At 56.1% G+C, this 26181-nt stretch carries 25 protein-coding genes and 1 tRNA gene; 9 read left to right on the top strand and 17 right to left on the bottom strand.

Annotation, left to right across the window (positions count from 1 at the left end; all coding sequences use genetic code 11):
* Positions 1–426, top strand: coding sequence for a glutaredoxin-dependent arsenate reductase (gene arsC, locus ACJ8IL_RS16430; protein ID WP_076741158.1), 426 nt, complete (start codon positions 1–3; stop codon positions 424–426).
* A 549-nt stretch (positions 427–975) separates the two neighbouring features.
* On the opposite strand, the gene ACJ8IL_RS16425 is transcribed toward arsC, so the two are convergent.
* The 9 genes from ACJ8IL_RS16425 to ACJ8IL_RS16385 form a co-directional block, all read right to left on the bottom strand.
* Positions 976–2472: an alanine/glycine:cation symporter family protein gene (locus ACJ8IL_RS16425; protein ID WP_021504124.1), complete on the bottom strand. Its 1497-nt coding sequence runs from the start codon at positions 2470–2472 to the stop codon at positions 976–978.
* A gap of 626 nt (positions 2473–3098) precedes the next feature.
* Complete coding sequence (locus tag ACJ8IL_RS16420) at positions 3099–5432, bottom strand: primase-helicase zinc-binding domain-containing protein (protein ID WP_442516671.1); 2334 nt, start codon at positions 5430–5432, stop codon at positions 3099–3101.
* A 10-nt stretch (positions 5433–5442) separates the two neighbouring features.
* The gene (locus ACJ8IL_RS16415) at positions 5443–5778 is read right to left on the bottom strand and encodes a DUF5375 family protein (protein WP_442516670.1); all 336 of its coding nucleotides are present in this window, start codon (positions 5776–5778) and stop codon (positions 5443–5445) included.
* Positions 5775–6038, bottom strand: a complete 264-nt coding sequence (locus ACJ8IL_RS16410; RefSeq protein ID WP_442516669.1) for a hypothetical protein — start codon at positions 6036–6038, stop codon at positions 5775–5777. Before ACJ8IL_RS16410 ends, ACJ8IL_RS16415 begins: the two co-directional genes overlap by 4 nt.
* The gene (locus ACJ8IL_RS16405; RefSeq protein ID WP_052210568.1) at positions 6035–6580 is read right to left on the bottom strand and encodes a host cell division inhibitor Icd-like protein; all 546 of its coding nucleotides are present in this window, start codon (positions 6578–6580) and stop codon (positions 6035–6037) included. The genes ACJ8IL_RS16410 and ACJ8IL_RS16405 overlap by 4 nt, the downstream gene beginning before the upstream one ends.
* On the bottom strand, positions 6567–6779 hold the full coding sequence (locus tag ACJ8IL_RS16400; RefSeq protein ID WP_225528312.1) for a hypothetical protein: 213 nt from the start codon (positions 6777–6779) through the stop codon (positions 6567–6569). Before ACJ8IL_RS16400 ends, ACJ8IL_RS16405 begins: the two co-directional genes overlap by 14 nt.
* Positions 6779–7042, bottom strand: a complete 264-nt coding sequence (locus ACJ8IL_RS16395; RefSeq protein WP_125460798.1) for a helix-turn-helix transcriptional regulator — start codon at positions 7040–7042, stop codon at positions 6779–6781. The genes ACJ8IL_RS16400 and ACJ8IL_RS16395 overlap by 1 nt, the downstream gene beginning before the upstream one ends.
* 329 nt (positions 7043–7371) lie before the next feature.
* On the bottom strand, positions 7372–7797 hold the full coding sequence (locus ACJ8IL_RS16390) for a universal stress protein (protein WP_240275326.1): 426 nt from the start codon (positions 7795–7797) through the stop codon (positions 7372–7374).
* Positions 7798–7805: 8 nt separating this feature from the next.
* Positions 7806–8237 (bottom strand): universal stress protein, encoded by a 432-nt coding sequence (locus tag ACJ8IL_RS16385; protein ID WP_261438536.1) that lies wholly within the window; start codon positions 8235–8237, stop codon positions 7806–7808.
* 715 nt (positions 8238–8952) lie between these two features.
* Here ACJ8IL_RS16385 and ACJ8IL_RS16380 point away from each other — a divergent pair.
* The 3 genes from ACJ8IL_RS16380 (at position 8953) to ACJ8IL_RS16370 (ending at position 12849) form a co-directional block, all read left to right on the top strand.
* Positions 8953–9171, top strand: coding sequence for a biofilm development regulator YmgB/AriR family protein (locus ACJ8IL_RS16380; RefSeq protein ID WP_021504133.1), 219 nt, complete (start codon positions 8953–8955; stop codon positions 9169–9171).
* A 357-nt stretch (positions 9172–9528) separates the two neighbouring features.
* A complete protein-coding gene (locus tag ACJ8IL_RS16375) occupies positions 9529–11526 on the top strand; it encodes a BCCT family transporter (protein WP_442516668.1) in 1998 nt (665 codons plus the stop codon).
* 60 nt (positions 11527–11586) lie between these two features.
* Entirely contained in the window at positions 11587–12849 is a 1263-nt protein-coding gene (locus tag ACJ8IL_RS16370; protein ID WP_060431162.1) for a DUF2254 domain-containing protein, read from the top strand.
* Positions 12850–13610: 761 nt separating this feature from the next.
* Here the strand turns inward: ACJ8IL_RS16370 and ACJ8IL_RS16365 are convergent.
* From ACJ8IL_RS16365 to ACJ8IL_RS16350, 4 genes are all read right to left on the bottom strand, one after another.
* Complete coding sequence (locus ACJ8IL_RS16365; protein WP_125460799.1) at positions 13611–14801, bottom strand: tyrosine-type recombinase/integrase; 1191 nt, start codon at positions 14799–14801, stop codon at positions 13611–13613.
* A gap of 162 nt (positions 14802–14963) precedes the next feature.
* Positions 14964–15058 (bottom strand) — tRNA-Sec (locus ACJ8IL_RS16360).
* A gap of 97 nt (positions 15059–15155) precedes the next feature.
* The gene (locus ACJ8IL_RS16355) at positions 15156–16499 is read right to left on the bottom strand and encodes an esterase-like activity of phytase family protein (protein ID WP_261426320.1); all 1344 of its coding nucleotides are present in this window, start codon (positions 16497–16499) and stop codon (positions 15156–15158) included.
* 75 nt (positions 16500–16574) lie between these two features.
* Positions 16575–17774 (bottom strand): cyanate transporter, encoded by a 1200-nt coding sequence (locus ACJ8IL_RS16350; protein WP_442516667.1) that lies wholly within the window; start codon positions 17772–17774, stop codon positions 16575–16577.
* A 126-nt stretch (positions 17775–17900) separates the two neighbouring features.
* Here ACJ8IL_RS16350 and ACJ8IL_RS16345 point away from each other — a divergent pair, with 126 nt between their 5' ends.
* A complete protein-coding gene (locus ACJ8IL_RS16345; RefSeq protein ID WP_060434874.1) occupies positions 17901–18755 on the top strand; it encodes a LysR family transcriptional regulator in 855 nt (284 codons plus the stop codon).
* A gap of 6 nt (positions 18756–18761) precedes the next feature.
* Here the strand turns inward: ACJ8IL_RS16345 and ACJ8IL_RS16340 are convergent, their stop codons facing one another.
* Positions 18762–19202, bottom strand: coding sequence for a hypothetical protein (locus ACJ8IL_RS16340; RefSeq protein WP_060434876.1), 441 nt, complete (start codon positions 19200–19202; stop codon positions 18762–18764).
* Positions 19153–19773 carry a nucleotidyltransferase domain-containing protein gene (locus tag ACJ8IL_RS16335; protein ID WP_043140802.1) on the bottom strand — a complete coding sequence of 207 codons (621 nt, stop codon included), beginning with the start codon at positions 19771–19773 and terminating at the stop codon, positions 19153–19155. Before ACJ8IL_RS16335 ends, ACJ8IL_RS16340 begins: the two co-directional genes overlap by 50 nt.
* Positions 19774–19980: 207 nt before the next feature.
* Between ACJ8IL_RS16335 and ACJ8IL_RS16330 the strand changes: the two genes are divergently transcribed.
* The 3 genes from ACJ8IL_RS16330 to ACJ8IL_RS16320 all read left to right on the top strand — a co-directional run bounded on the left by ACJ8IL_RS16330 (position 19981) and on the right by ACJ8IL_RS16320 (position 22947).
* Positions 19981–21369 carry an amidohydrolase family protein gene (locus ACJ8IL_RS16330; RefSeq protein ID WP_442516666.1) on the top strand — a complete coding sequence of 463 codons (1389 nt, stop codon included), beginning with the start codon at positions 19981–19983 and terminating at the stop codon, positions 21367–21369.
* Positions 21370–21469: 100 nt separating this feature from the next.
* Positions 21470–22021: an isochorismatase family protein gene (locus ACJ8IL_RS16325; protein ID WP_141996944.1), complete on the top strand. Its 552-nt coding sequence runs from the start codon at positions 21470–21472 to the stop codon at positions 22019–22021.
* Positions 22022–22023: 2 nt separating this feature from the next.
* Positions 22024–22947 (top strand): GlxA family transcriptional regulator, encoded by a 924-nt coding sequence (locus ACJ8IL_RS16320; protein WP_442516665.1) that lies wholly within the window; start codon positions 22024–22026, stop codon positions 22945–22947.
* Here ACJ8IL_RS16320 and ACJ8IL_RS16315 read toward each other — a convergent pair.
* Positions 22942–23934, bottom strand: coding sequence for an acyltransferase (locus ACJ8IL_RS16315; protein WP_141996941.1), 993 nt, complete (start codon positions 23932–23934; stop codon positions 22942–22944). The genes ACJ8IL_RS16320 and ACJ8IL_RS16315 overlap by 6 nt on opposite strands.
* A gap of 217 nt (positions 23935–24151) precedes the next feature.
* Between ACJ8IL_RS16315 and ACJ8IL_RS16310 the strand changes: the two genes are divergently transcribed.
* Entirely contained in the window at positions 24152–25399 is a 1248-nt protein-coding gene (locus tag ACJ8IL_RS16310) for an MFS transporter (protein WP_342117599.1), read from the top strand.
* Positions 25400–25453: 54 nt separating this feature from the next.
* On the opposite strand, the gene ACJ8IL_RS16305 is transcribed toward ACJ8IL_RS16310, so the two are convergent.
* Entirely contained in the window at positions 25454–26080 is a 627-nt protein-coding gene (locus ACJ8IL_RS16305) for a LysE family translocator (RefSeq protein WP_060434888.1), read from the bottom strand.
* Between the last annotated feature and the right edge of the window lie 101 nt (positions 26081–26181).

Genomic DNA, 26181 nt, shown 5'->3' with positions numbered 1-26181 from the left:
ATGAGCAACATTACCATCTATCACAACCCGGCCTGTGGAACCTCACGTAACACGCTGGAGATGATCCGCAACAGCGGTAACGAACCAACCATTATTTATTATCTCGATACGCCCCCGACGCGTAAAGAACTGATCAAACTGATTTCAGATATGGGGATTTCAGTACGCGCATTGCTGCGTAAGAACGTTGAACCTTATGAGCTGTTGGGTCTTGATGAAGACAAATTTTCTGATGAGCAGTTGATTGATTTTATGCTTCAGCATCCGATCCTAATTAATCGGCCGATTGTAGTGACGCCACTTGGCACACGTCTTTGTCGTCCCTCAGAAATTGTACTGGATATTCTACCTGAAGATCAGAAAGGTTCTTTTACCAAAGAGGACGGTGAAAAGGTCATTGACGAAACGGGGAAACGAGTTAAGTAATCTTTCCGCGTAATATTATCGGGCACCTGTTTACTTCACACCGGCGTCCGCTCCTTGCTCAGAGCGAACTGTTGGACTTGATTGTGTGCTGCCAGAGAATGCTGTCAGCTCACGTCTGGGCTAATACATCTAATACCAAGACGAACTATCCGAACTTGCACAGAAACCAACCATTCACTGTACGGTTTTCATCCCAGCAGTATGAGCAGAGCAGCCTATGGACATGCTTAACTTATTCATCATGATGTACCTGGCCGGAACACGGCACAAAACTATTTACTATAGTCAGCTCGAAATTAATTCATTTAATTTAAGTTAAAATCCGCCTTCATAGAAGGCGGCATTGATTTTGCCCTGGAAGGGCGTACCAAAAACCCTTAAAAAGAAGCCTATGCCAGTTCTGTGAGATTTAAATCCAAAGACAATAAGGCAGAGCCAAAACCCGTTGATGACCACGCCCACAGGACGTGGTTTTCAGTTGGCAATAAAAACCGGCCTAAGCCGGTTGACTGAAAGCATAATCAGATGATGTAAGTCCCTCATGATGCACTATCTTCCGGGAAAACCTGCATTTTCATCAATGTTGCCTGTTGCTTCACGAATCCGATTTACCTCAGCGCGGTTATTAACCCAATAGTCAGCCCGTTCAATGCCGAGCGTCTCAGGGTGGAATACAGGGTCAACACCTTCGGCAAGTTGCTTTTCATAGTCCTTTAGGCAGGTAAACGCCGTCTTACGCAGTAGCAAAATGGCGATGATGTTCAGCCACGCCATCAGCCCCACACCAATATCCCCCAACCCCCATGCCAAATCCGCTGTCTTGACCGTGCCGTAAACGGCCGAGGCCATCAGCCCGATTTTCAGCACAAAGGTAAGCCAGGGGCGATGTATCTTACGATTGAGGTAGGCAACATTGGTTTCTGCAATATAGTAGTAAGCCACGATGGTCGTAAACGCGAAGAAGAAAAGCGCAATAGCAACGAAATAGCTACCAAAACCAGGCATCATACTTTCCATCGCAGTCTGAACATATCCTGGTCCGGCGGCAACACCGGCAATTCCCGTATAGAGTGCTGCCCCCTCTGGCCCCTGAACGTTGTACAGGCCAGTAATCAGCAACATGAAGCCAGTAGCGGAGCAGACAAACAAGGTATCGATATAGACAGAGAACGCCTGCACCAACCCCTGCTTGGCCGGGTGACTGACGGCAGCAGCGGAAGACGCATGCGGGCCGGTCCCCTGCGCGGCTTCGTTGGAATAAACACCCCGCTTCACACCCCACATGATCGCAAGCCCCAGTATCGCGCCAAATCCAGCGTCAAGACCGAACGCACTTTTCCAGACCAGCAGAATCACACCCGGTAGTTGGTCAATATTGAGCGCTACTATCACGCAGGCCACAATGATGTAACCCAGTGCCATAAATGGCACCACGGTACCGGCAAAACTCGCAATGCGCTTCACCCCACCGAAAATGATGAACCCCAACAACAGAGCGATAAGTGCTGCAGTAACATTTGGGCTGATACCGAATGCAATATCCAGACTGGCGCCGATGGAGTTGGCCTGTACGCCCGGTAGCAACACGCCGCAAGAGAAAATGGTGGCGAGGGCAAAAATCCAGGCGTACCACTTCATGCCCAGCCCTTTCTCAATATAGAAGGCAGGGCCGCCACGATACTCACCATCCAACTTCTCTTTATAAACCTGACCCAATGTCGACTCTACAAAAGCCGAACTGGCCCCCAAAAACGCAACCATCCACATCCAGAACAATGCCCCCGGACCACCGAATGTAATAGCGGTCGCAACCCCTGCAATGTTACCGGTTCCCACTCGCCCAGCCAGAGTCATGGATAACGCCTGGAATGAAGATACCCCGGCGGCATTCGCTTTGCCCTGGAATATCAAACGTACCATTCCTTTCAGATGACGCAGTTGCAAAAAACGGGTACGCAAAGAAAAATAAAGGCCGGTTCCCAAACACAGATAAATGAGCGCCTGGCTCCAGATCACGCCGTTGACGGCATTGACAAATTCATTCATGCAATCCAACCCCTTCGTTGATGCCCGGTAAAGTTAGTTGTTCAACTGCTTAACACCGGGGTGCGCCGTCTAGCGTGAGATTTTTTATGTTAAGTTTTATAGTTACAACACGTAACTAATTAACACATATGTAACCTGTCGTAAAAAATCGACATTTGCAAGCATAACTATGGGGAATGGTTCGCATATTTGAACTTTTTTGCTGAATGCCAAATACTGCAGCCACTATCAAAACGCTCATCATCAAGGAATCTGTTGATTATTAAATACATACTTTAGAAATCTTTTAGTCCCTCTTAATCAAGAGTATGTTTCCGATTTCTTGTAAAAGGCCAACCAACACAAACCATTCATATGATTGATTTTAAACATAAAATAAATATTTTTATCTCACTTAGTGTAACCCCCGTGCTACGCTTTGATGGTAACCTAGAGATGCAGACACAAAAAAACCGGCCTGAGCCGGTTTGGGGAGCGCTTGTCATTATTAGGTCGGCCGTAGGACGGCCGAGGTAATGCCCTGGTGTTGCTGCATATCTTTCAATGTCACTATAGGCGGTGCAACGATTGAGCGTCCAATGGGTTCGGCAGATCAATAAAGGTCTATTGATCGGCCCGGCCGATCATCACACCGCCCCGCACTTCGGCAGCCAGTCCGCTTCGCACTCTTCACTCAATACCACATTAGTCTGCATCCCCAGCCGGGTTTTACGCTTGAGCAGGGTTTTCTCATACTCTCTCAGCGTTTGCGGCACTGCCAGACCGAACGCCGTCAGGTTCATCACGTGCTGATAGCCCCGAGCCGCCATAAACGACAGATAGGCGTGGTACAGGTAGCGGCGCGGGTTCGGCGGAGTGATGTTGGCATTGCCGATCATCATCCCTTCCGGGGTGCCCAGCACCGTCAGGTAGCCACAAAAATCGACCAGCGGGTCGGCCTGGCGTTTGATGTTCAGCGCCTCGTCTGAGCTTTGCTGCGCCTGAAGTAGTGTGCGGGCGTCATTCGGGTTGGCAAATCGCTGCATCAGGTGGCGCACAATGACCGCCAGCTCCTGGGTGATTTTCTCCAGCAACTGCGGGTCGCGCTCGGCCAGCGGTATCGCGTCCGGGAAGGTGATAATCACCCGCCGACGGGATACCCCACCGCTGCGGTCGCTGAACTGCATCGGGTTGTTGTTCACCGCCAGTATCACCGCCGGGATGTAGGCGGCGTAGGCGTCGCGGTACTTCGGGTCGATGGCAACCGCATCGCCGCCGGTGATGGCCTTGATACCCGCCCCGTCACCGCTCCACTTTTCCTGGTCAGGCAGGAGTATCAGCGAGTAGCCGACCACGCTGGCCCGCTCGCGCGCCGACTCCAGATTATCAATGGTGGCCGAGGTGGTGTTATCGGCACCGGCCAGCAGCCGGGCAATGGCCGCCATTACGCTCTTGCCGCTGCCGCCGGGGCCGGTCACCTCGAGGAACAGCTGCCAGTCGTAGCGGTTGGCCAGCACCATAAAGAGCGCCGCGAGGATGCGCTCTTGCTTGTCGTGGTTGCCCCCGGCGGCCCGCGTCAGCCACTGCCAGAAGTGCGGCGCATGGTCGGCCAGGTTCTCACCGGCACGCGGCGGCGTGTAGTCTACGCTGTTGACGGTGCGCAGCCAGTGTTCTTGCCGGTGAGCGCTGAACTGGCCGCTGACGGTATCAAACACCCCGTTACGAAAACCAATCAACCGGCGGGCAGGCTCGCCCATCTGCGGCACCATCAGCTTGAGGGTGTCCAGGATGCTGTTGATACCGGCGGCGGAGAACGGCGCGCGCACCTTCTGGAACAATGCGGCAATCTCCCGGCTCAGTTGCCGGTGTGGCAGCACCTGCCAGGCGCCGCGTGTATAGCGGCACAGCTCTTCCCCTACCGGCGGCACCGCCAGGGTGTTGCCGTAGTGCTCGGCCAGCAGCTCGGCCTTCTCGCTGGCGCTCATGGCTTTGAGGTCTGCATCGCTCAGCGTGTCGAACGGGCTCGGCTGCGACGGCTGGCTGAACGCCTGGAGCTGGGCGCGCGTGGACTCAGCGCCCTGCTGACAGTAGACGTCGTTCCAGTCGCCCTCCGTGGGCGGCAGTGCCGGAGTGCCGCCGGTGAGTGTGGCCGCCTCGGCGGCGCGGGTCTGCCCGGTGCCGCTGCGGTCATTATCGGCCGCCAGCAGCAGCCTCGCATCCGGGTAGTGGCTGCGCACCTGCTGCGCCACGGCCGTCAGGTTATTGGCGCTGAGCGCCACGCACACCGTTTCGCCGGTCAGGCGATGCACGGTGAGGCCGGTGGCGTAGCCCTCGGTGAGCCAGATAACCGCGTTGTCCAGGCCGCTCAAAGTGTGGCAGGCGGCTTTCACCTGCCCGCCTGCCAGCATGCGCTTGTCACCGGCGGCGTTAATCAGCTGCACGTTAACCACTTCTCCCCCGGCATTGTACAGCGGCAACAGCAGGTCGCCGGGGTGGTAGGTGATACCGCCGACGCGCAGCGACTGGCCGTGCAGGGTCAGGGTTTCTGCCTCCGGCCAGCCTTTGGCGCTCAGATAGGCATTGCCGGTCTGGGACTGCGCGGCAGCCACCAGAGCCTGTGCCTGTCGCGCGGCCTTGCTCTGAGACTCGACCTTATCTTTCGTTGAATGACCAGTCTCAGCGGCCGGTGGCAGAGCGTTGGTGTTTTCTCCCATCACGGCAGCCACCTGTTCGGCGGCAGCCCGGGCAGACAGTGACAGGGCCTTCTCCACCAGGTTGAGGCCGTCACCGGCCCCGCACTGATTGCAGAACCAGGTGCCGCGCCCGTCCTGGTTGTCGAAACGGAAGCGGTCTTTACCGCCGCAGGTCGGGCACGGCTGCGGTTTGCCGTTCGGCTGCAAGGCGATGCCGAGGGCCGGGAGTATCACCGGCCAGTGGCCGGTGGCGGTGCGTACGGTCTGGGAAACGAACTGGGCGCTCATGCTCTTCTCCTCAGTGTACGGTGGCGTTCTGCGCTGCCGACAGGCGCACGCAGCACAGCTCGTCCATCATCTTTTGCCCCAGCGCGGTCAGGCGCGGCGCGGCCACCAGAACGTCCGGCTGCACCATGTCACTCAACATCGTGCACGCCATGTCCATGCCATCCTCTGCGCCGTACTGACGCACAAAGTGCCCCTCCAGGCGCAGAGCAATCGTCATCTGCAGCTCGTCCAGCGTGTACCCGAGGCTCACCCGGTAAAAGGCGCAGGTATCCAGATAGGCTTGCGCCACGGCGCGGCGGAAAACGGCGGTACGGACTTCAATCGGTAAACAGGATTGGGTGTTCATGCGGAGGTGGCCTCCATGCGGGCAAGAATCTGGGTTTCACAGGTGTTGACGACGTGGCCGAGCTGGTCGGTCAACATAGCAATGACCGAGGCAAACGATGCCTGTTGCACGGCATCGGGGCGCTGCCCGCCGAGGTCGAGGGTGTCCAGCAGGTCAAGGAACAGCACGCCGGTGGCGTGCGCGTGCTGGAGACGCAGAAAATCGGCGTGCGGAATAGGGTAATGGGTGTCACGGTAGTAACGGTCGGCCAGGGTGTTCATGCTGCCGCCTTAACCGGCAGACGACCGGCAAAGGACAACACGTAATCACGGGCCAGCAGGCGGCGGGCGTTGCGTTCGCTATCCGCCACGGTGCGCACCATACGGGGCGAAGCCGTCAGCGCAGAACGGCGCACGGCCGCAAACAAAAAGCAGAATGTCGGGTGAGTCGGGGTGAGGGTCGTAGCCATGGTGGCAGCCTCCTTGAAGTAAAGGTTATTGCTACCACCGAAGTTCCTACACTTATGGGTGGTAGCCCAGACGGGGGTAGGAATACCGGCCTTCAAGGGAACCGGCCAGCCCGAAGGCTGCCCCGCCTGAGCCACCATTGATTGACTGCTGCGATAGCATAACATCCACCGCGCAAAAAATGAGCGCACAAAGGCTACGACATAAAAAAACACGCCTGGCGCGTGTTGTGTCGCCTTGAAGTAACTCGGGTTCCTACGCCCGGCTGCCGATTTTGCGGCAGCGGGAGGACTATAGCGCAGGGCCGGACGTGGGGGCAAGCCGTAAGACGCACCCGGACGTTCAATCGATCGCATTGTGATCAACCACTTCGTCGGCACAGATACGACGCAGCTCAGCCTGCCGGTTCGCCAGGCAAATCACACCGTGTTTTTCGCTGCGGTGCTCAGGCAAAACGATATCCGGGTGTTTGCGCTGCAACAAGATGGCTTCCGCTACAAACCGGGCGTCATTGTCGCTCAGGGTAAAACTGTGCCGCCCGAGGGTTAACTGCATCACTTGGCGCTCCCCTGATGACGGTTGGCAATACGTTCGTCCATCCACTGTTCGACCTCGGAGGCCAGCCAGGCAACATTTTTACCGCCGAGGGAGACCTGAGCCGGGAACTGTCGGCGACTCATCATCTCGTACACGGTGGAGCGGGACAGACCGGTGGTGTAGAGCACTTCCGGCAGGCGAATAAAACGTTCGCGCGGAGTGTAACCGCCAGGAAGCACCGGCGACGGGGTAAATGGGGTGGAAGTGGAAACGGTCAACATAAAACGCTACCTCTTTGTGTCCGGCCAACGCTGGCCGGGACTGTGTGAACTTCGGTAGCGCCCTATTATGTGAATATTTACCAGGGTGGCAACAAGGCGTTGTTGTGTGGTGGGAGAGCTTTTTAGTTTGTTTTTCAATCAAATGGACATACTGACCTATATTGACCGTTATTGGCCACCGCGACAGGTATAACGACGATGAATGGCTCGTTAATTAATAGGGAGAAACGTTCGAGACCTAAAGGAAGCTCACAAACCACCTATAGTAATATCGACCAAGAATGAATACCTCGGTGAGGTCTCTCTATTTTTTAAAATGACGTCTTCACTCAGCGCTTCAATGGAATAACTAAAACATCAGTATCAAGTACATTAATAGCATTTCTCGCGGAAGAGAACAGATTACTCCATATGTCTTGGTGATGACCAAAAACAAACAAATCGATACCTTTCTCTTCCGCAGCAGATTTTAACTCAAAAGTTAGCTCACCACGCCTTATAATAATCTCTGATATAGGGTAATTTGCAGACTTAATAATAGGCATCATCTCACGTCTTATCTTCTCCTCGAAGCGAGACTCAGAGAAGTTCTGCACAGGGCGACCTAGCTCAGAATAGTAATATGAATGATTCTCGTCGACATAAATCAAAGAGAGTTTTGCACTTAGGGTCGATGCGAGCTCAACACCTTTGCCGATAAGAATATGCTCCTCATCAAGCAGTGATGTTGCTACGGCGACGTGTTGATAGTTCATAAAGCCTCCTATTCGCTTTGCAATGGAATGACTAAAATATCAACATCCAGATTATTAATCGCTTTACGCGTCGTAGAAAAAATATTACTCCAAACATCATGATGGTGGCCAAAAATGAGTAAGTCTATTCCTCGCTCACGAATTTCTCTCTTCAACTCAGGAAGCAACTCGCCGCTAACTACAATGACGTCCGGTATAGGATAAGATGAGCAGAGTGCAAGATTCGCTAACTGCTTTTTAATTTGAACCTCAGCAGGCATTTCACCGCTGTAGTGGTTCGTCTGGAGACCCAACGCCGAATAATAAGGCGCATGATGAATATCGACATGAATTAATGACAGTTTCGCATTGTACGCATTGGCTAATACTGCGCCTTTTTCCAATATGCTCTGGTTCTCTCCATTGAGATCAACCGCAATCACAATATGTTGGTAACTCATGGTGCCCTCCCGATTGCCTTACTCAGTTCAGAGTGATGCCCCACGAAACCGTCCGTTGTAAACCGGATTTACTGATTAGTTTAGTACAGAAATCATTTTGCATCTGCTATTCGAAAGCTAGGCCAAAAGACAAATCAGTCTATATTGATGCATCCTTCTTCATTTCTTGCTGGTCGCAGCCATTACTTTCGTTGCGAGCCAATGAGTCAAAACAGCCGAAAAAACATTGAAAAACTAGCAAAGTCATCACATTAGCGGCCAACACCGCTAGTATATGGCTCTCACTTTGCCAACTTCATAGCTTATATTTTCTTAAGCATCTCTCTTTATCCTTGTTCACCTTCTCTATGTAGGGTACTGTCGCCAATCGACGACAAACAGCCTCTTATCGTCAAAATCAGGAAATTCATGTAGCTAGCATCATCACCTTTCCCGCCTCAGTGCGGGATTTTTTTATGAGGTTTATCCCAAACTTCCTAGTCAAGCCTCATTCTAACTTGCCCAACAATAGGAATACTCCTAACCTAAAAGGGTCATTCGGGGTTGTCCCCCCTTGTAATACTTGATTTGTGGGAATGGCTTCTCTTAGCCCGCCCTAGCGGGCTTTCCATTAAACAACAACTGGTTGGAGATCCTTTAACCTATGACAAGTGCTTGCCCACACTCAAGTACTTGCCCAGGCTAATGAAGCGAGGTCGCTCGCTTTGGAGGTATTATGAGTATCCATTATCTTACCGACAACGATGCACAGCAGTTGGATGAAATGGAGAAAGTGCTCGGTCGATGCGTGATTGATCTCATCGTTCGAAAACGGACTATCAACACAGCAAACATCCTGTCACAGCTAGTTAAAGAGATGGAAAAAACGCCAGATAACCATCAGTTTCTGCTATATCGAACCGCTTTAGAGTTCGTTGGCACGTTGACCAAATAACATCGGGGATATCCATTATGAAAAGTGATTTAGCGACTGCAATAACCATTGGAAGCTTACTGCTATTTATACTATTAATCGGTTCACCACTCACCCTTACATCACTGATGCCATAGAAAAATATAACGTAAAGACAATAAGAAAACCCAATATTCAGTGGGTTTTCTTATTATTTGCCACCTCGGCCATATAATCCACCAATCTACTTATAACTGTTTTTGTATTACAAAACACTCGACTGTGGCACACACGCCATAGATACGTCACCTGCAAAGACAAGAGAAATCTTGCTACAATAGTGTCGATTACACCTCTCATCTGGGGCCGTGTTTACACAAAATGGAATGAACAAAACATATGAGTGAGACCGATACTATCCCAAAGACGTCAAAGAGCCAGATTAACAAAGCGGTATTTATCACGTCTGCTTTGTTAATTTTTCTTCTAGTCGCGTTTGCAGCAATCTTCCCTGATATTGCTGACAGGAATTTTAAAATCCTGCAACAGCAAATCTTCACAAATGCCAGTTGGTTTTACATTTTGGCTGTCGCACTAATACTTCTCAGCGTAACATTTCTTGGGCTATCACGTTATGGTGACATAAAACTCGGGCCAGATCATGCTCAGCCTGATTTTAGTTATCATTCCTGGTTCGCGATGCTTTTTTCTGCCGGGATGGGTATAGGGCTAATGTTCTTTGGAGTGGCGGAGCCTGTCATGCACTATCTTTCCCCTCCGGTCGGATCGCCCGAAACCATTGAAGCAGCCAAGCAAGCGATGCGCCTGACGTTTTTCCATTGGGGGCTTCATGCCTGGGCTATCTATGCAATTGTAGCGTTGATTCTGGCCTTTTTCAGCTATCGTCATGGCCTACCGCTCACGCTTCGTTCCGCTCTCTATCCTATAATTGGTGACCGCATATATGGCCCCATCGGCCATGCTGTCGATATTTTTGCCGTTATCGGCACCGTCTTCGGGGTGGCCACCTCTTTAGGATATGGTGTATTGCAGGTAAATGCTGGACTTAACCATCTCTTTGGCGTTCCGATTAATGAAACCGTTCAGGTTATATTGATCATTATCATTACCGGGCTTGCCACAATATCTGTGGTTTCCGGACTGGATAAAGGTATACGCATACTCTCTGAACTTAATCTTGGTTTGGCCTTATTGCTGCTGACACTGGTCTTGCTATTAGGGCCAACAGTTTTGTTGTTAAAGTCTTTCGTCGAAAATACAGGCGGCTACCTTTCTGAGCTGGTCAGTAAAACATTCAATCTGTATGCCTATGAGCCTAAATCCAGCAACTGGCTGGGCGGTTGGACATTATTGTATTGGGGATGGTGGTTATCTTGGTCTCCTTTTGTGGGGATGTTTATCGCTCGAGTTTCTCGTGGCAGAACGATACGAGAATTTGTTACTGGTGTCCTGTTCGTTCCTGCGGGGTTCACACTTATGTGGATGACCGTATTTGGCAACAGCGCCATATATCTCATCATGACTCAGGGTGCAACTGACCTCGCAACGACCGTGCAACAGGATGTGGCTCTGGCCCTGTTTAACTTTCTTGAGCACTTTCCATTCTCTACCGTACTTTCGTTTATTGCCATGGCAATGGTGATTGTTTTCTTTGTGACCTCGGCCGATTCCGGCGCCATGGTGGTCGATACTCTGGCTTCTGGTGGCTCAAGCAATACTCCGGTCTGGCAGCGAATTTTTTGGGCATCGTTGATGGGTATTGTCGCTATCGCACTTCTGGTCGCAGGTGGGCTGAGTGCGCTGCAAACGGTCACGATTGCCAGCGCACTGCCGTTTTCGGTGATCCTGCTGATTTCAATATACGGATTGCTCAAGGCATTACGCCGCGATCTTACTAAAAAAGAGAGCCAAAGCATGGCTACCATTGCGCCGACTGCAGCTCGTAATCCGATACCATGGCAGCGTAGATTGCGTAATATTGCCTACCTGCCTAAACGCTCACTAGTCAAACGTTTCATGGATGACGTTATTCAACCAGCAATGGGACTGGTCCAGGAAGAGTTGAATAAGCAAGGTACACTCAGTCACATCAACGACGCTCATGATGATCGCATTCATCTTGAAGTTGATTTGGGAAATGAGCTCAACTTCATCTATGAGGTCAGACTGCGTGGCTATAATTCACCCACGTTTGCGCTTGCCGCACTGGATAATGATGAACAACAGGCCGAACAACACAAGTATTATCGTGCCGAAGTCTATCTGAAGGAAGGTGGGCAGAACTATGATGTTATGGGCTGGAATCAGGAACAATTAATCAACGATATTCTTGACCAGTATGAAAAACATCTTCATTTTCTGCATCTAGTTCGCTAATTCGATAAAGATTGCCCCTTGGGGCAATCTTTTCTGACAAAGGACGAAAAGGAGCGTGCAATGATTTCTCGCTGGCAATGGGTAGTGGGACAAACCTTTAAAAAGCTCTGGTTTAGAGCAACGTTGTTCGCCATAGCCGCCGTTGTCACTGCACTGATCTCGATCCTTTTTAAGTCGATGATACCACCATCATTTTCAGTAAAAGTTGGGGCCGAAGCCGTCGACAATATCTTGAACATTCTTGCGTCCAGTATGCTGGCAGTTACTACGTTCTCTTTGAGCATTATGGTGACAGCATATGGCTCTGCCACAACAAATGTGACTCCTCGAGCAACCAGGCTGGTTGTCGAAGATGTGACGACCCAAAACGTGCTGGCGACGTTCATTGGTTCTTTTCTTTTCAGCCTTGTCGGCATTATTGCACTCAACATGGGAGCTTACGGTGAAAGAGGCAGAGTGATTTTATTTGCAGTAACTCTGGTGGTTATCGCCCTTATCTTAATAACTCTTCTACGCTGGATACAGCATTTAACGTCTCTTGGCCGAGTAGGAGAAACAACGGCCAGAGTAGAGCGGACCGCTATAGAAGCTTTCATTTCTCGGGCTCAGGATCCTTGTTTAGGCGGGTATCCCTGGCTTGAAAGTGACACTCAACCTGCGGGAACGATTGCAGTTTATCCGAAAGATATCGGTTACATTGAACATATCGATATCGGTAAGCTAGCCTCCGCACTCTCCGACAGTCCCGTTCATGTCTATCTGGTTGGCCAACCTGGCAGTTTTGTGCATCCTTCGCACCCCGTGATGTATGTCACCAACAACGCTAACAGCAAACTTATTCCTGATGTATTGTCAACGCTCAGCATTTCAGATGTGCGTTCATTTAATCAGGATCCCAGATTCTGCCTATGCGTACTGGCAGAGATTGCCTGCCGAGCACTCTCTCCGGCTGTAAATGATCCGGGCACAGCTATTGATGTCATTGGACGAGGAGTAAGAGTACTGTCGGAATATGGGCGACATATAGACCAGAAAAATACCGTTCGCTATCCGGCTATTCATATCTCTCCTCTTTCCACCTTCAACCTGCTTGACGACTTTTTCTCACCGATTGCCCGCGATGGCGCCGCTATGCGAGAAGTTCAGCTAAGGTTGCTGAAGGGGATGGCGATGCTCAGCCAGGCATGGCCGGACCTTTATGCCTCAGCAGCCGGTGTTCATGCCAGGGAAGTGCTGCAGTATATTGAAAAAGCGAGCTATATCAGTTCGGATAAAGCGCGAATTATGGAAACCTATCAAAAGCTGTTTAACTCTATGGGATGAAACCGTTTAACTGCGTGCAGTTCACAGTACATTTCCCCCTGTCATCCTTATAGACCGGGGGGAAATCCGTCGCTCCCCCTCCCCGCATACCGAGAAGTATCGTACAAAGCTACCAGCTCAAACTCCCTGATAGAACGCCATTCGTAGTCGCGTCTTTTACGGCGAACCTCAGAACAGCATTACCCACAATCCGTGATTCTGATACGAGCTTGTATAGAAAAACGTTGAGGGAAAAACATGCAATACTGGGCTAGCCAGAGAAGAGAACTTTTCTTCATAGGTGAATAGTAGTGAACACTCGTGAATAGCTAAAAAACAACTAATCACCACTTTATCTATTGATTTATATTATCTTTATAAGAAAGTGAACAGTAGTGAATAGTTTTACAGGAACTAAAATCTTTCATTGTGAATTGCTCATAGAGAGGTATTTGAAAAATAGCCTTATCTACTTCCATGCCTGGATGAAACGTCATCACTGCTGCAGTGATACCTTTTACTCAGCACATCCATTTTCGAGATACCTGATGAAAATGCTGCCGCAGATACTATGAAAATAAGCTCTTTTCCTGGCTAGCCTTCGCCAAAGAGCACATGCATGTATAGGGTGCATGAATCTGCATGCAAAAAATTGCATTTTTACCCCCCTGTGGCCCCAGCAATGGCACGGCCTGCGGCCCCTCATGCAGGTGCATGAAAAGCGACATAGAAAGCGCGCAGGCGAGGCGGGGGTAGCATTGCGCGCCAGGGGGTTTAACGATTTATTGGCGGCGGGGCCGTTGGGCCAAGCCCGCGATAAAATCGGCGTACCACTGCAACATGTCACGACGCTTCTCAAGGTACTGAGCATGGTTGTAAGTGGCACGAATGCCGTTCTTGTCCACGTGGGCGAGCTGCATCTCTATCCAGGCAGAGTCAAACCCTTGCTCATGCAAAATAGTAGACATCGTATGCCTGAAACCGTGACCGGTAGCTCGCCCCTTATACCCCAGCAGCTCTATTACCTGATTCACACTTTCCTTACTGATTGGTTTCCTACGATTGTTTCGTCCAATGAAAATGTAAGGGTAATGACCGGTTATCGGTTGTAGCTGTTTAAGCAATTCAACCACCTGAGTCGAGAGCGGCACAATGTGCGGGCGGCGCATTTTCATACGTTCGGCGGGGATTTCCCAAATACCACGCTCAAAATCGATCTCTTCCCACGTTGCAAAGCGCATTTCTTGCGTGCGCACGCCGGTCAGCATAACGATCTTCGCTGCATTTTTAGTAATGATGCTGCCGGTATAACCTTCCAAGTCCGTAACAAAGTAAGGTAGTTCCTCGGCCGAAAGGAACGGGTGATGCTTTTGTTTGGGGACGGCCAGAGCACTGGCGAGATCCGGTGCAGGATTGTACTCCGCCCTACCGGTAATAATGGCGTAGCGGAAGACCTCTCCGCAGCGCTGGCGTACCTTGCGAGTCTTCTCCAATGCCCCACGCTTCTCAATGCGCCGCAGCACTTCCAGCAGCTCCAGGGGCTTAATTTCGGCAATGGGGCGTTGACCAATATACGGAAATACATCCTGCTCAAAGGTGCGCATGATTTCTTCTCTATAAGCCAGAGTCCATCGGTCAGCCTTGTGCGTGTGCCACTCACGGCTAATAGCTTCAAAGGAATTCTCAACAGAAAGCTTCTGAGCGAGCTTTTGCGCCTTTTTCTCTGCTATAGGGTCAATGCCATTAGCAACTTGCTTACGGGCCTCTCCGCGCTTTTCTCGAGCGTCGGCCAGCGTTACCAAAGGGTAGGTACCAAAGGACATCAGCTTGGCTTTTCCGGCATAGCGATAGCGAAAACGCCAGCCTTTACTTCCGTCAGTGTTTATAAGGAGAGACAGGCCTTGACCATCGTTGAGGGTGTAGGGCTTTTCCTGCGGCTTGGAACGTCGAATTTGTATGTCAGTTAGGAGCATGTGTATAAGTGGATTCTGTGTATAAAAATATTATACGCAACATTATACACATTTTTCTCAGATTCAGGCGGTTATACTCGGACACCAGCGGACAACAACACAATTTAATCAATTGATTTTGTGCATTTTAATGGACTTTACAGGAACCACCCGGACAAACTTTGGCGGAAGATCACAGGAGTCGAACCTGCCCAGGACCGCTGGCGGCCCCAACCGGATTTGAAGTCCGGCCGCCCCACCGGGGACGAGGATCTTCCTTGGAGAAGGGAGAAGCAAGGCGCTGATTATAGCGCAGTTTGTTCACTGCGCTAAGCGGGAAATGGCGGCCGCCGGCGATTCGGCGGCCGGGGAGCGCTACTTCAGGAAATCCTTCACGTCCAGCAGGATGAACTCGTTGTCATCCGCCATATTGGGTTGGCGGCTGGAGGAGAACGGGAAGTTGTTGTCGTTGCCGACGATGATGTGGTTGGCGTCCACCACGTCCACGTTCTCGATGGTGAAGAACGGGAAGGTCAGCACGCCATCGTTCAGCGGCTTGCGCGCCAGCTTGTTCGGATCCTGAATGTTCATCAGGTCGATATAGCCCAGTTTTTCGACCGGTTTGCCGACGTTGGCGTCCGAGAAGGCGATTTTATACACTCGTTTGAACTTGGCCACCTGGCTGAAGCAGTTGTCGGTCGGCGCACCGGCGGCGCAGGCCTTATCCGGCGTGCCTTCGCCGTTGTCGCGCTCGATCACCAGCCCGTGGGTGGCGTCGATCATGTTGAAGTCGCCGATGGCGTTCTGGTTGTCCTCCAGCACGTACTGCCAGCTGCGGCCGGTCCAGGCCTGCTGTTTCACGTCAAACTCCAGCACCCGCAGGTAGCGTTTACCGCCGACGTTCTCGAACTGCTCGCCGTCCCACAGCGCGCCTTCCAGCAGCGGGTACAGCTTGCTGCCGTCCGGCGAGGCGGCCATGCCTTCAAAGCCCTTGGAACGCGCCACCTGGAAGTTCTGTTTGCCGTCCGGCGCGCCCGGCAGGATCAGCGTCGGGTTGTCCGGCGATTTCACCACCTTGCCGTCCACCTGGGTGTCGAACACCGCCAGCACTTTGCCGTTCAGGTCGGCCTTGATCAGGTAAGGCCCGAACTCTTCACCGATCCATAAGGCATCGTCGGCAAACTGGAAGCTTTCCGGATCGAAATCGCTGCCGGTCAGATAACGCTTCTCGGTGCTCTCGTTGATGATGTGGAACGGCACCTTTTTATCCGGATCGTGCAGGAACACCGTCTTCAGCGGCGCAACCGTGCCGTCTTTGAAATCGATCTTGTAGTGGTTGAGGTACAGCATGGCGTCCGGCGAGTTGGCCTTGCTGCCGAAGCCGTTGTCGGTCAGCACCCAGTAGGTGCCGTCGGGCATGTGTTTGATGCCGGAGTGGCCCTGCAGCGGCTGACCGCTGATCGGCAGGCCGAGGCCGGTCAGGCGATCGGCGGATTTGCCCGCCACGCTGCCCAGCTCGGTGACGCGTTTGCCGCTGGTGTACTTGCCGCTCTGCTGCAGATCGCTCGGCGCGTCCTTCGGTGTGGAAACGGCGGATTTCACCGGCAGCAGCGCATGCCCGGCCAGCGTCGCTTGCACCGGCTGCGCGTCGGCCCACAGGTTGGCGCTCAGCGCCATGCAGCCGACCAGCAGCGCCAACCGGGTTTTGGTGTTGTGCATGTCATTGTCCCTTTTCGTTGTTATCGCCCAGAAGTAAAAGCAACGTCACTATAGGGAGCGGCAATGACAGAAATATTATTCGGCGAACGCCCGCCGGTAGCTGTGCGGATGGAAGCGCCAGGTGATGGCGATCAGCACCACCACCAGCAGCGCGTGGATCTGCCAGTCCAGCACGAAGCCGCCGCTGTAGTCGCGCAGCAGGCCGGAAAGGTAGGGCGTGACGCCCGCCAGCAGGAAGCCGACGCCCTGCATGAAGGCCACCAGTCGCCCGGCCGCCGCCGGCTGGTGCAGGTGATCGAGCGCCAGCACCAGGCACAGCGGGAACGCGCCGCCCAGCCCCAGCCCGGAAAGCAACACCCACAGCCACGGCAACGTCTGCGGCAGATAAATCAGGCCGATAAAGCCGATCAGCTGCATCATCAGCGCCAGCAACAGCAGCGGCCGCCGGTCATGATTGCGCGCCAGCGCCGGCAGCAGCAGCGCCCCCACCACCTGGCCAAAGGTCATCAACGCCAGCAGCGAACCGCTGGCCTGCGGCTGCCAGCCGAGCTGCATGTAATACGGCGGCAGCCAGGCGATCAGGCTGGTATAGCCGCCGTTGATCAGGCCGAAATAGGCGCCGAGCAGCCAGGCGCGCCGGTTGCGCAGCAGGCCTGGCCCGCGGTGTTCTCCCGCCGCGCCCAGGCGAGACAGCCCACGGCTGACCGGCCACCAGGCCACTAGCGCCACCAGGGCCGGCAACGCCCACCAGGCCAGCGCGCTGTGCCAGTCGTGCCCTACGCTCATCAGCCACGGGGTGATCGCCGCCCCCAACCCGCCGCCGCCCATCAGCGCCGCCGACCACAGCCCGGCCACCAGCGCCATGCTTTTAAGGAAGTGATGCTTGATGATGCCGGGCATCACCGCCTGGATCACCCCGATACCGAGCCCGCCCAGCACCGCGCTCATCAGCAGTTGCACGCTGCCGGGGGCCAGTTCGCGCCAAAGCGCGCCCAGCCCGATCGCCAGCAGGCTCAGCGTCACGGCGCTGCGTTCGCTGAACAGCCGATTGATCGCGCCGCCCGCCAGCGCCATCAGCCCCATCATCAGCACCGGCAGCGTGGTCAGCAGCGCCGCGCCGCCAAAGCTCAGCCCGGTAGCCTGGCGCAGCGTCGGCAGCAACGGGCCGATCGAGGTCAACAGCGGCCGCATGTTCAGGCCGATCAACACCAGCGCCAGCAACAGGGGGTTGAACCAGCGGCGCGAGGAGGATGAATTAACAGAATGATTTAACAAGGTATATTCCTGGTACTGCGAAATGAAGAGTGCGGCGTCACAGCGCGATCGCCGCAGCGTTGCGTTACTGTAGGCAACGCCGCTAGTATTGGGAAATTAAATAATAAAATAGCCAACAGTGGGAAAATGAATCGCTACCCGATGTTCAATCCGCAGCTGCTGCTCAGCTTCGTCGCCGTATGCGACAGCAACAGCTTCACCCGCGCCGCAGAGCGGGTGTTTTTGTCGCAGTCCACCGTTAGCCAGCAGGTACGCCGGCTGGAAGAGATGCTGGGCAAGCCGCTGTTTGAGCGCTCCTCGCATCAGGTGCTGCTGACCGAAGAAGGCGTCAAGCTGTTGAGCTACGCGCGCCGCATTATCGCGCTAAATGAAGAAGCCCACGACGCGCTGACCGGCATCTGGCGCGACGGCGTGCTGCGGATCGGCATGCCGGAAGATTTCGCCGTGCCCACCACCGAGCTGCTGGCCGACTTCAGCCGTGAGCACCCGCACCTGCGGCTGGACGTCGCCAGCGGCCTGAGCGCCGATCTGCACAGCGCCTACGCGCGTGAAGAGCTGGATCTGATCCTGGTGAAGCAGCGCCGCCGGCAACCGCCGCGCGCCGCGCGGCCAGAACCGCTGCTGTGGCTGGACAGCCTGGCCTTCCCGGCCATCGAGCAATCGCCGGTGCCGCTGGCGGTATTTCCGCTCAACGGCCTGTACCGCGAAGAGCTGTGCCAGGCGCTGGACACCCTCGGCAAACGCTGGCGCATCGGTTACAGCAGCGCCAGCCTGGCGGCGCTGACCGCCGCTTCCGCCGCCGGGCTGGGCGTCACCCTGCTGCCGGCCGGCTGCCGTCTGCCCGCGCACCGGGTTCTGGGTGAGGCCGAAGGATTACCGCCGATAGACAGCTTCGAACTGGCGCTCTACTACCGCGACGGCGCCCCCGCCGCCACGCTGGCGCTGGCCCAGCGGCTGGCGGTGTTTTGCGGGTTGAAGTGAGACCACTTACGCCACTATCTGCGGATATTCGCGCTGCAGCCAGTCGATAGTCCGTACCCACAGCGCTTCTGTCTGCTCAAGGCAAGCCTGTACCGCCGCATCCGTCACCAAATCACCGGAGTAATCCGCCACATTGCGCTGTTTTCGCAATGCATCCAGGCAGATCATTGCCTCGCGCGGCAACCCTACAGTGAGCGGCAACGTTTGGATCATGGTCTGGTGATGACCAAGCCTGCTGGTCAGCGTACGGTATCCCTTGGCGTGCAAAGCGGCATTAGCCATTTGCATGACCGCCTTATATGCCATGTCGAAACGGCTCTCATTGCTGAGCTGAGTGATACCCGCATCGCGTCGGTTGCGAGCGGCGGCGGCCAGCAATTTTTTAATCGCCCCCGCGTCAGGCGTTATCACCTCCAGTCCCAGCCCGACCAGATTGTCCAGCGTCATCCTTGTCTCCCGCAATCCAGAGTTGGGGTTTCTGCATAATGTCCTGAATAAACGCGGAGTTCTCGGCCAAAGCCGCTCGCCACTCTTCCGGCGAGTACAATTTGGGGTTAATTTCCCGACCCAGCGTTGCCTGCAGCGGATAAACCGCCTGAATTACATCCGTAAAAGACAGTTTACCGACGATCAGAACATCGATATCACTGGCCGCCGTTGCTTTGCCACTGGCGACGGAACCAAAGATGAAAGCCCGTTCGATGTCCTCCCCAAATCCAGTCAGCACCTGCCGTAAGCGCGCAGCCGGGCCGCAGGTCTTGCGGAAAATCGCCGCCAGCTCGGGAAAAATCAGGCAATCGGCGTTAGCCTGATAGCAAATTTGGTTGCCCTGCCGCTGCCTGAGCAAGATGCCGCCTTCAGCCAGCCGGCTCAACTCTTTATGTAAAGTCCCGGCCTGAGTTGCGGTGCGCCGCGCAATTTCTCGCACATGAAACGCCTGCCCGGCTTCAATAAACAGCAGGCTTAGCACTTTTCTACGGTATTCGCTGAACAGTAATTCGAGCATCGGATCGTGCATCACGCTGACCTCAATGTAGCTTTAATGACTACAAATGTAGCCATTAAAGCTGCGAAAGAGCAAGCCAAGAGCACCCTTCCGCCGGCAGACGCCGATCATTACCAAATCGAATAGTCACCAGTGGCAAATGTCGCTGCCAACCGGTCGGTTCCTCTCCTAAATTGGGGGATGTTTTCACTCCCTCACCTCTGGATTAAGGAACCGAACGTGGAAAACCCTCAGCAACCGGGCCGCAGAGCCTTCCTCAGCCAAACCGGCAAACTCACCACCGCCTGCGCGGTGATCGGCCTGACCGGCGGCATGGCGCAGGCCGCTTCGCCTGGCGGCGAGCCATGTGCGCCAACGCCGATGACCCTGACCGATCGTCACTACTGCCTGAGCGAGGTGCGGCTGGAAGACGGCTTTGAATACGACGGCGAAACGGTGATCGGCACCCGCACCGCGCTGTACACACTGGAGATCAAAGACGGCAAGATCGCCGCCATTCACGCCGCCAACGCCGCGTTGCCCGCCGGCGTGCCCCGCTATCAGGCGCGGGGCCAGCTGCTGCTGCCGGCGTTCCGCGATATGCACATCCACCTGGACAAAACCTTCTACAGCGGCCCATGGCAGGCACCGCGCCCGCGCCAGGGCAAAACCATCATGGACATGATCGCGCTGGAGCAGACGCTGATCCCGAAACTGCTGCCCACCTCGCAGCAGCGGGCGGAAAACCTGATCGCCCTGCTGCAGTCCAAAGGCAGCACCGTGGCACGCAGCCACTGCAATATCGATCCGGTCAGCGGCCTGAAAAGCCTGGAACACCTGCAGCGCGCGCTGGAAAACCACCGGGCGGATTTTAGCTGTGAAATCGTCGCCTTCCCGCAGCACGGTCTGTTGCACTCCAAGGTCGATGCGCTGATGCGCGAAGCGATGCAGATGGGCGTACAGTACGTCGGTGGTCTCGATCCGACCAACGTCGACGGTGTGATGGAGAAATCGCTCGACGCCATGTTCCAGATCGCCCTCGATACCGGCAAAGGCGTGGATATCCACCTGCATGAAACCAGCCCGGCTGGGGTCGCCGCCATTAACTACATGATCGCCACCGTGGAGAAAAACCCGGCGCTGCGCGGCAAGGTCACCATCAGCCACGCTTTCGCCCTGACCACGCTGACGCCGGGCGAACTGGCGGAAACCGCCACCCGGCTGGCGGCGCAGCAGATTACCATCGCCTCCACGGTACCGATCGGCGGCCTGATGATGCCGCTGCCGCAGCTCAGCGAGAAAGGGGTGTTCGTGATGACCGGCACCGACAGCGTGATCGACCACTGGTCGCCGTTCGGCACCGGCGACATCCTGGAGAAGGCCAATCTGTACGCCCAGCTGTACCGCGGTTCCGACGAGTATCACCTGTCGCGTGCCATGGCCATCTCCACCGGCGGCGTGCTGCCGCTGGACGATAAGGGGCAGCGCGCCTGGCCGAAAGCCGGCGATGCCGCCGAGTTCGTGCTGGTCAACGCCAGCTGCTCCGCCGAGGCGGTCGCCCGTCTGCCGGCGCGCAACGCCACCTTCCATCAGGGGCGCCTGGTCGCCGGCCAGGTGAGCAAAGCCTAAGGTCGGTCCGCTGTTGTCATCATGATGGCCGTTTTTGGCCTTCTGCCAGAGTCAGTAGCGGCGCAAGATGGTCGCTACACACACTGGCGGAGGGCCGAAAATGTCACAGAGCGCGTTATTGATCATCGATGTCCAGCAATCATTCCAGCACCGTCCATTCTGGCAAGAGGACGACCTGCCGGCGTTTCAGCAGGCGCTGGCCCGCCTGATCGCGGGCTGCCAACGGCACGGCGCGGCGCTGGTCGACGTGCTGCACGTTTCGCCGCAGGGGCCATTCTCACTGGCTTCAGGCCATGTGCAGCGCCTGCCGTTCCTCACCCACCAGGCGGATATCACCGTGCATAAGCATGTGCACAATGCGCTGACCGAATCCGGCCTCGACGCCTGGCTGCGCGAACGGAATATCAACCACCTGATCGTCTCCGGCATCCGCACCGAGCAGTGCTGCGAAACCACCACCCGGGTGGCGTCCGATCTCGGTTATCGGGTGACTTTCGTCACCGAGGCGACGCTGACCTTCCCGATGCGCCATCCCGACGGCGAAGTCTTTACCCCCGCGCAGTTGAAACGGCATACTGAAACCGTACTGGTCGATCGTTTTGCCCGCATCGCCAGCGTGGATGAGGCGCTGGCGCAACTCGCACAGGAGTAACCATGTCGCAGGCCGTCTATTTTCTGCTGTTGCCCAACGTGTTGTCGCTGGACGTCAGCGGCCCGGCGGAAACCCTGCGCCTCGCCGGGCAGTTCACCCTGCGTTATCTCAGCCCGGCGCCGCAGATCGTCTGCTCCATCGGCATGACGCTGAGCGGCCTGCAGCCGTTGCCCGAGCGCCTGGAAGACGGTGCCATCCTGGTGCTGCCGGGCGTCGGCGATTCGCAGCGCTATTTCGCCGGGGAAGAGGCCGAGCAGGCGCGCCGCTGGCTGGCGACGCTGCGGCCCGACCTGCAGCGGCAGCGCATCACCCTGGTGTGCATCTGTTCCGGCGCGCTGCTGGCGGCGCAGGCCGGGCTGCTCGACGGCTATCAGTGCACTACCCACCACGACGTCATCGAACGTATCCGCCGGCAGGCGCCGGCAGCGCAGGTGAAAGAGAACCGTATCTTCGTCGAAGATCGCGGCGTCTACACCAGCGCGGGCATCACCACCGGCATCGATTTGGCGCTGCACCTGGTCCACCGCCACTGCGGTTCCGGCCGGGCGCGCGACGTCGCCCGCGATATGGTGGTCTATTTCCGCCGCGCCGGCGACGATCCGCAGCTGTCGCCCTGGCTGCGCTACCGCAACCACCTGCACCCGGCGGTGCACCGCGCGCAGGACATGATGGCCGCCGAGCCGGAGGCCGACTGGTCGGTGCCGCAGATAGCGGAGAAGGCGCACGTCAGCAGCCGCCACCTGGCGCGGCTGTTTCGCAGCCACGTCGGCATCAGCGTGCGGGAATATCATGAGCAGCTGCGGCTGGCGGTGGCGCAACAGCGCCTGCAGCAAGGGTATGGCTTGGAGAAGGCCGCGCTGGCGGCCGGTTTTTCTTCCGGGCGGCAGCTGCGCCGCGCCCAGCAGCGCCAGCACTCGCCGCTATGACACCAGCCGGCGGGTATCCAGCCGCTGCAGGCCGACAGACAGCAGCAGGCTGAGCCCCAGCGCCACGCCGAACACCCAGAAGATATCCAGCAGCGGGTGGCCGGTGAAGTCCAGGTGCCGGCTGCGCATCACGTTGACGATCAGGGCGTGAAAACCGTAGATCGCCAGCGAATGGCGGGAGAACGCGCTCAGCCAGCCGATCGGCTGCGGCAAACAGTGTTTCACCCACACCAGCAGCGCCACCGCCGCCATAAATACCAGCGGGCCGCTGTAGATGTAGTAGGTATCGGCGAAGTTGCCGTTGATGAACAATTGGTGTTTGGTGCCGCGAGCGATCAGCGCCACGCACAGCGCAAATCCCAATGCCGCCAGCCAGCCCACGGCGCGCCCGCGCGCCTCCATCATGCCAATCGCCCGCCCGGCCAGCGCATACAGCAGGTAGTAGAAGGTATCGCCGTAGATATACAGGTTAACCGGCAGCAGGTGCGCGTTGCCGAAGGTCAGCTTGTCGGTATTCGGGTTGGCGATCACCGCCAACACCACCAGCGCGGCGGCCAGGGCGTAGCGCGACACCGGTTTGACGCTGATCAGCGGCGACAGCAGGTAAATCACCGCGATGGCGTAGAAAAACCACAGATGATAGAACACCGGCTTTTGCAACATGCCGCGCAGCGATGGCCAGAAACCGATCTTGGTAAAGGCCGCGATATAGATCAGCGCGATGGCGCTGTAGAACAGAATGCAGCAGATGATGCGGGTGAAATGCCGGCGGCCGGCGCTCTTTTCGCCGAAGAACAGGTAGCCGGAAATCATAAAGAACAGCGGCACCGATACGCGCGACAGCGAGTTCAGCACGTTGGCGATATCCCAGTTGTGCAGCCCTATCGCCGCGCCGTTGGTGACGTAATAGGTGGTGGCGTGGATCATCACCACCATCATGCACGCCATCGCCCGCAGGTTGTCTATCCAGCCGATTTTCTCGCTCAAACGCTCGCCCGATCTTGTGTCATATTGATATGTTAAGAAGAGGTTATCGGGCACGGCGTTCGGCGACAACCCAAAAGCGAAATATCAGAATGCACTTAAACAACACCTTATGATTGCGAAGGTGAACAATTGGCGGCAAAATAGCCGCCATAACTCGCTCAGTTTGCGCTTCCCGCCCTGGCAGTTCCTTTTTCTCTTTTACTATCAGTACAATAATATGAAAACGACATTACCACCTGCGGCACGTTTGGGCCGACAGGCGCTTTTATTCCCTCTTTGTCTGGTGCTGTTCGAGTTCGCCACCTATATCGGCAACGATATGATTCAGCCGGGCATGCTGGCCGTCGTGGCGGATTTCAACGCCGGCGAAGAGTGGGTGCCTACCTCGATGACCGCCTATCTGGCCGGCGGCATCTTCCTGCAGTGGCTGCTCGGGCCGCTGTCGGATCGCCGCGGCCGTCGCCCGGTGATGCTGGCCGGGGTGGCGTTCTTTATCGTCTCCTGCCTGGCGATCCTGCTGGTCACCAACATCGAGCAGTTCATCGCCATGCGTTTCCTGCAGGGCATCGGCCTGTGCTTTATCGGCGCGGTCGGCTACGCCACCATCCAGGAGTCGTTTGAAGAATCGGTGTGCATCAAAATCACCGCCCTGATGGCCAACGTGGCGCTGATCGCCCCGCTGCTCGGGCCGCTGGCCGGCGCGGCGCTGATCCACGTCGCGCCGTGGCAGAGCATGTTCGTGCTGTTTGCGGCGCTGGCGGCCATCGCCTTCTACGGCCTGTGGAAAGCCATGCCGGAAACCGCCACGCTGCAGGGCGAGGCGTTTTCCGCCGCCAACCTGTGGCGCGACTACCGCCAGGTGCTGGGCAACCGCCGCTTCCTGTGCGGCGCGCTGGCGATCGGTTTCGCCAGCCTGCCGCTGCTGGCCTGGATCGCCCAGTCACCGGTGATCCTGATCAGCGGTGAGTCGCTGTCGACGCTGGACTACGGCCTGCTGCAAATCCCGGTGTTCGGCGCGCTGATCCTCGGCAACCTGACGCTGGCGCGCCTGACCGGCAAAAACAGCGTGGAGCGCCTGATCAAGCTGGGCGCGGGCCCGATGCTGCTGGGGCTGCTGATCGCCGCGCTGGCAACCCAGTTCTCCAGCCACGCCTACCTGTGGATGACCGCCGGCCTGAGCCTGTACGCTTTCGGCATCGGCCTCGCCAACGCCGGGCTGTACCGCCTGACGCTGTTCTCCAGCAATGTCAGCAAAGGCACGGTGTCGGCCACTATGGGCATGCTGAGCATGATGGTATTCACCGTCGGCATCGAGCTGGCCAAGGTCGCCTACGTCTGGGGCGGCAGCGGGCTGTTCAACCTGTTCAACCTCATCAGCGGCCTGTGCTGGCTGACGCTGGTGGCGCTGTTCCTCGGCAAACGCCGCAACGGCGACCCCACACCGCAGCCGACCGGCGCGGTGTAAACGCGACGATAAAACGCCGGTCCGGTTTCCCGACCGGCGTTTTTTTATGCGGCCTCAGCCGAGCAGCCCCCACAGCGCATACCCCGCTCCCACTACCGCCACCCCCAACAGCAGCAACGCCGACAGGACAGAGATCGCCCGCCGCGCGCGCTGCAGCGCCTTTCCCGACAGCAGGGTGATATAGGCCAGCAAGATGGCGAAATCCGCCAGCACCCACAGCGCGGTCAGCAGCGTCAGGCTGGCGCCGATCGAGGGAGTGACGGCGATGAACTGCGGGAAAAAGGCGACGAAGAAGATGATGTCCTTGGGGTTAGCGATGCCTACCAGAAAACCGTTTGCCATCGCCGAGCGTTTTTGCGATGGTGCAACGGGCTGCGCATCGGGGGTTCGTGCGGATAAATCCTCATACAGCGAGGCGATCGCCATGCGGCCGATAAACAGGCAGCCCAGCAGGCCTATCCACTGCAGCAAGCGCATATCCACCGCGAACAGCCCGGTGACAACCAGCGCGGCAATACCGATCAGCAACAAAGAGGCCCCATTGCTGCCCAGCGCGGTCAACAGCGCGCGCCGGGCGCCAAAGCGCGCCGCGGTGTTGGCGACCATCATCACCACCGGCCCTGGCGTGGCGATCAGCAAGAAAATGGCGGCGAAATACGCCGCCAGCAACGACAGGTTCATCTTTATTTCACTCACATTCAGGCGGTTGGCGTCGGATCATTATGGTGCCGTAGCCCCCGCCTTGAAAAAGGAGTAATCCTGTCGTTTACTGTGAGCCAGAC

Origin of the sequence: Serratia sp. CY47444 (genome assembly GCF_052168635.1) — a bacterium.
Taxonomy (GTDB): domain Bacteria; phylum Pseudomonadota; class Gammaproteobacteria; order Enterobacterales; family Enterobacteriaceae; genus Serratia; species Serratia bockelmannii.
The sequence above is the reverse complement of the archived record's forward strand: the minus strand, read 5'-3'. Positions and strand labels throughout refer to the sequence as shown.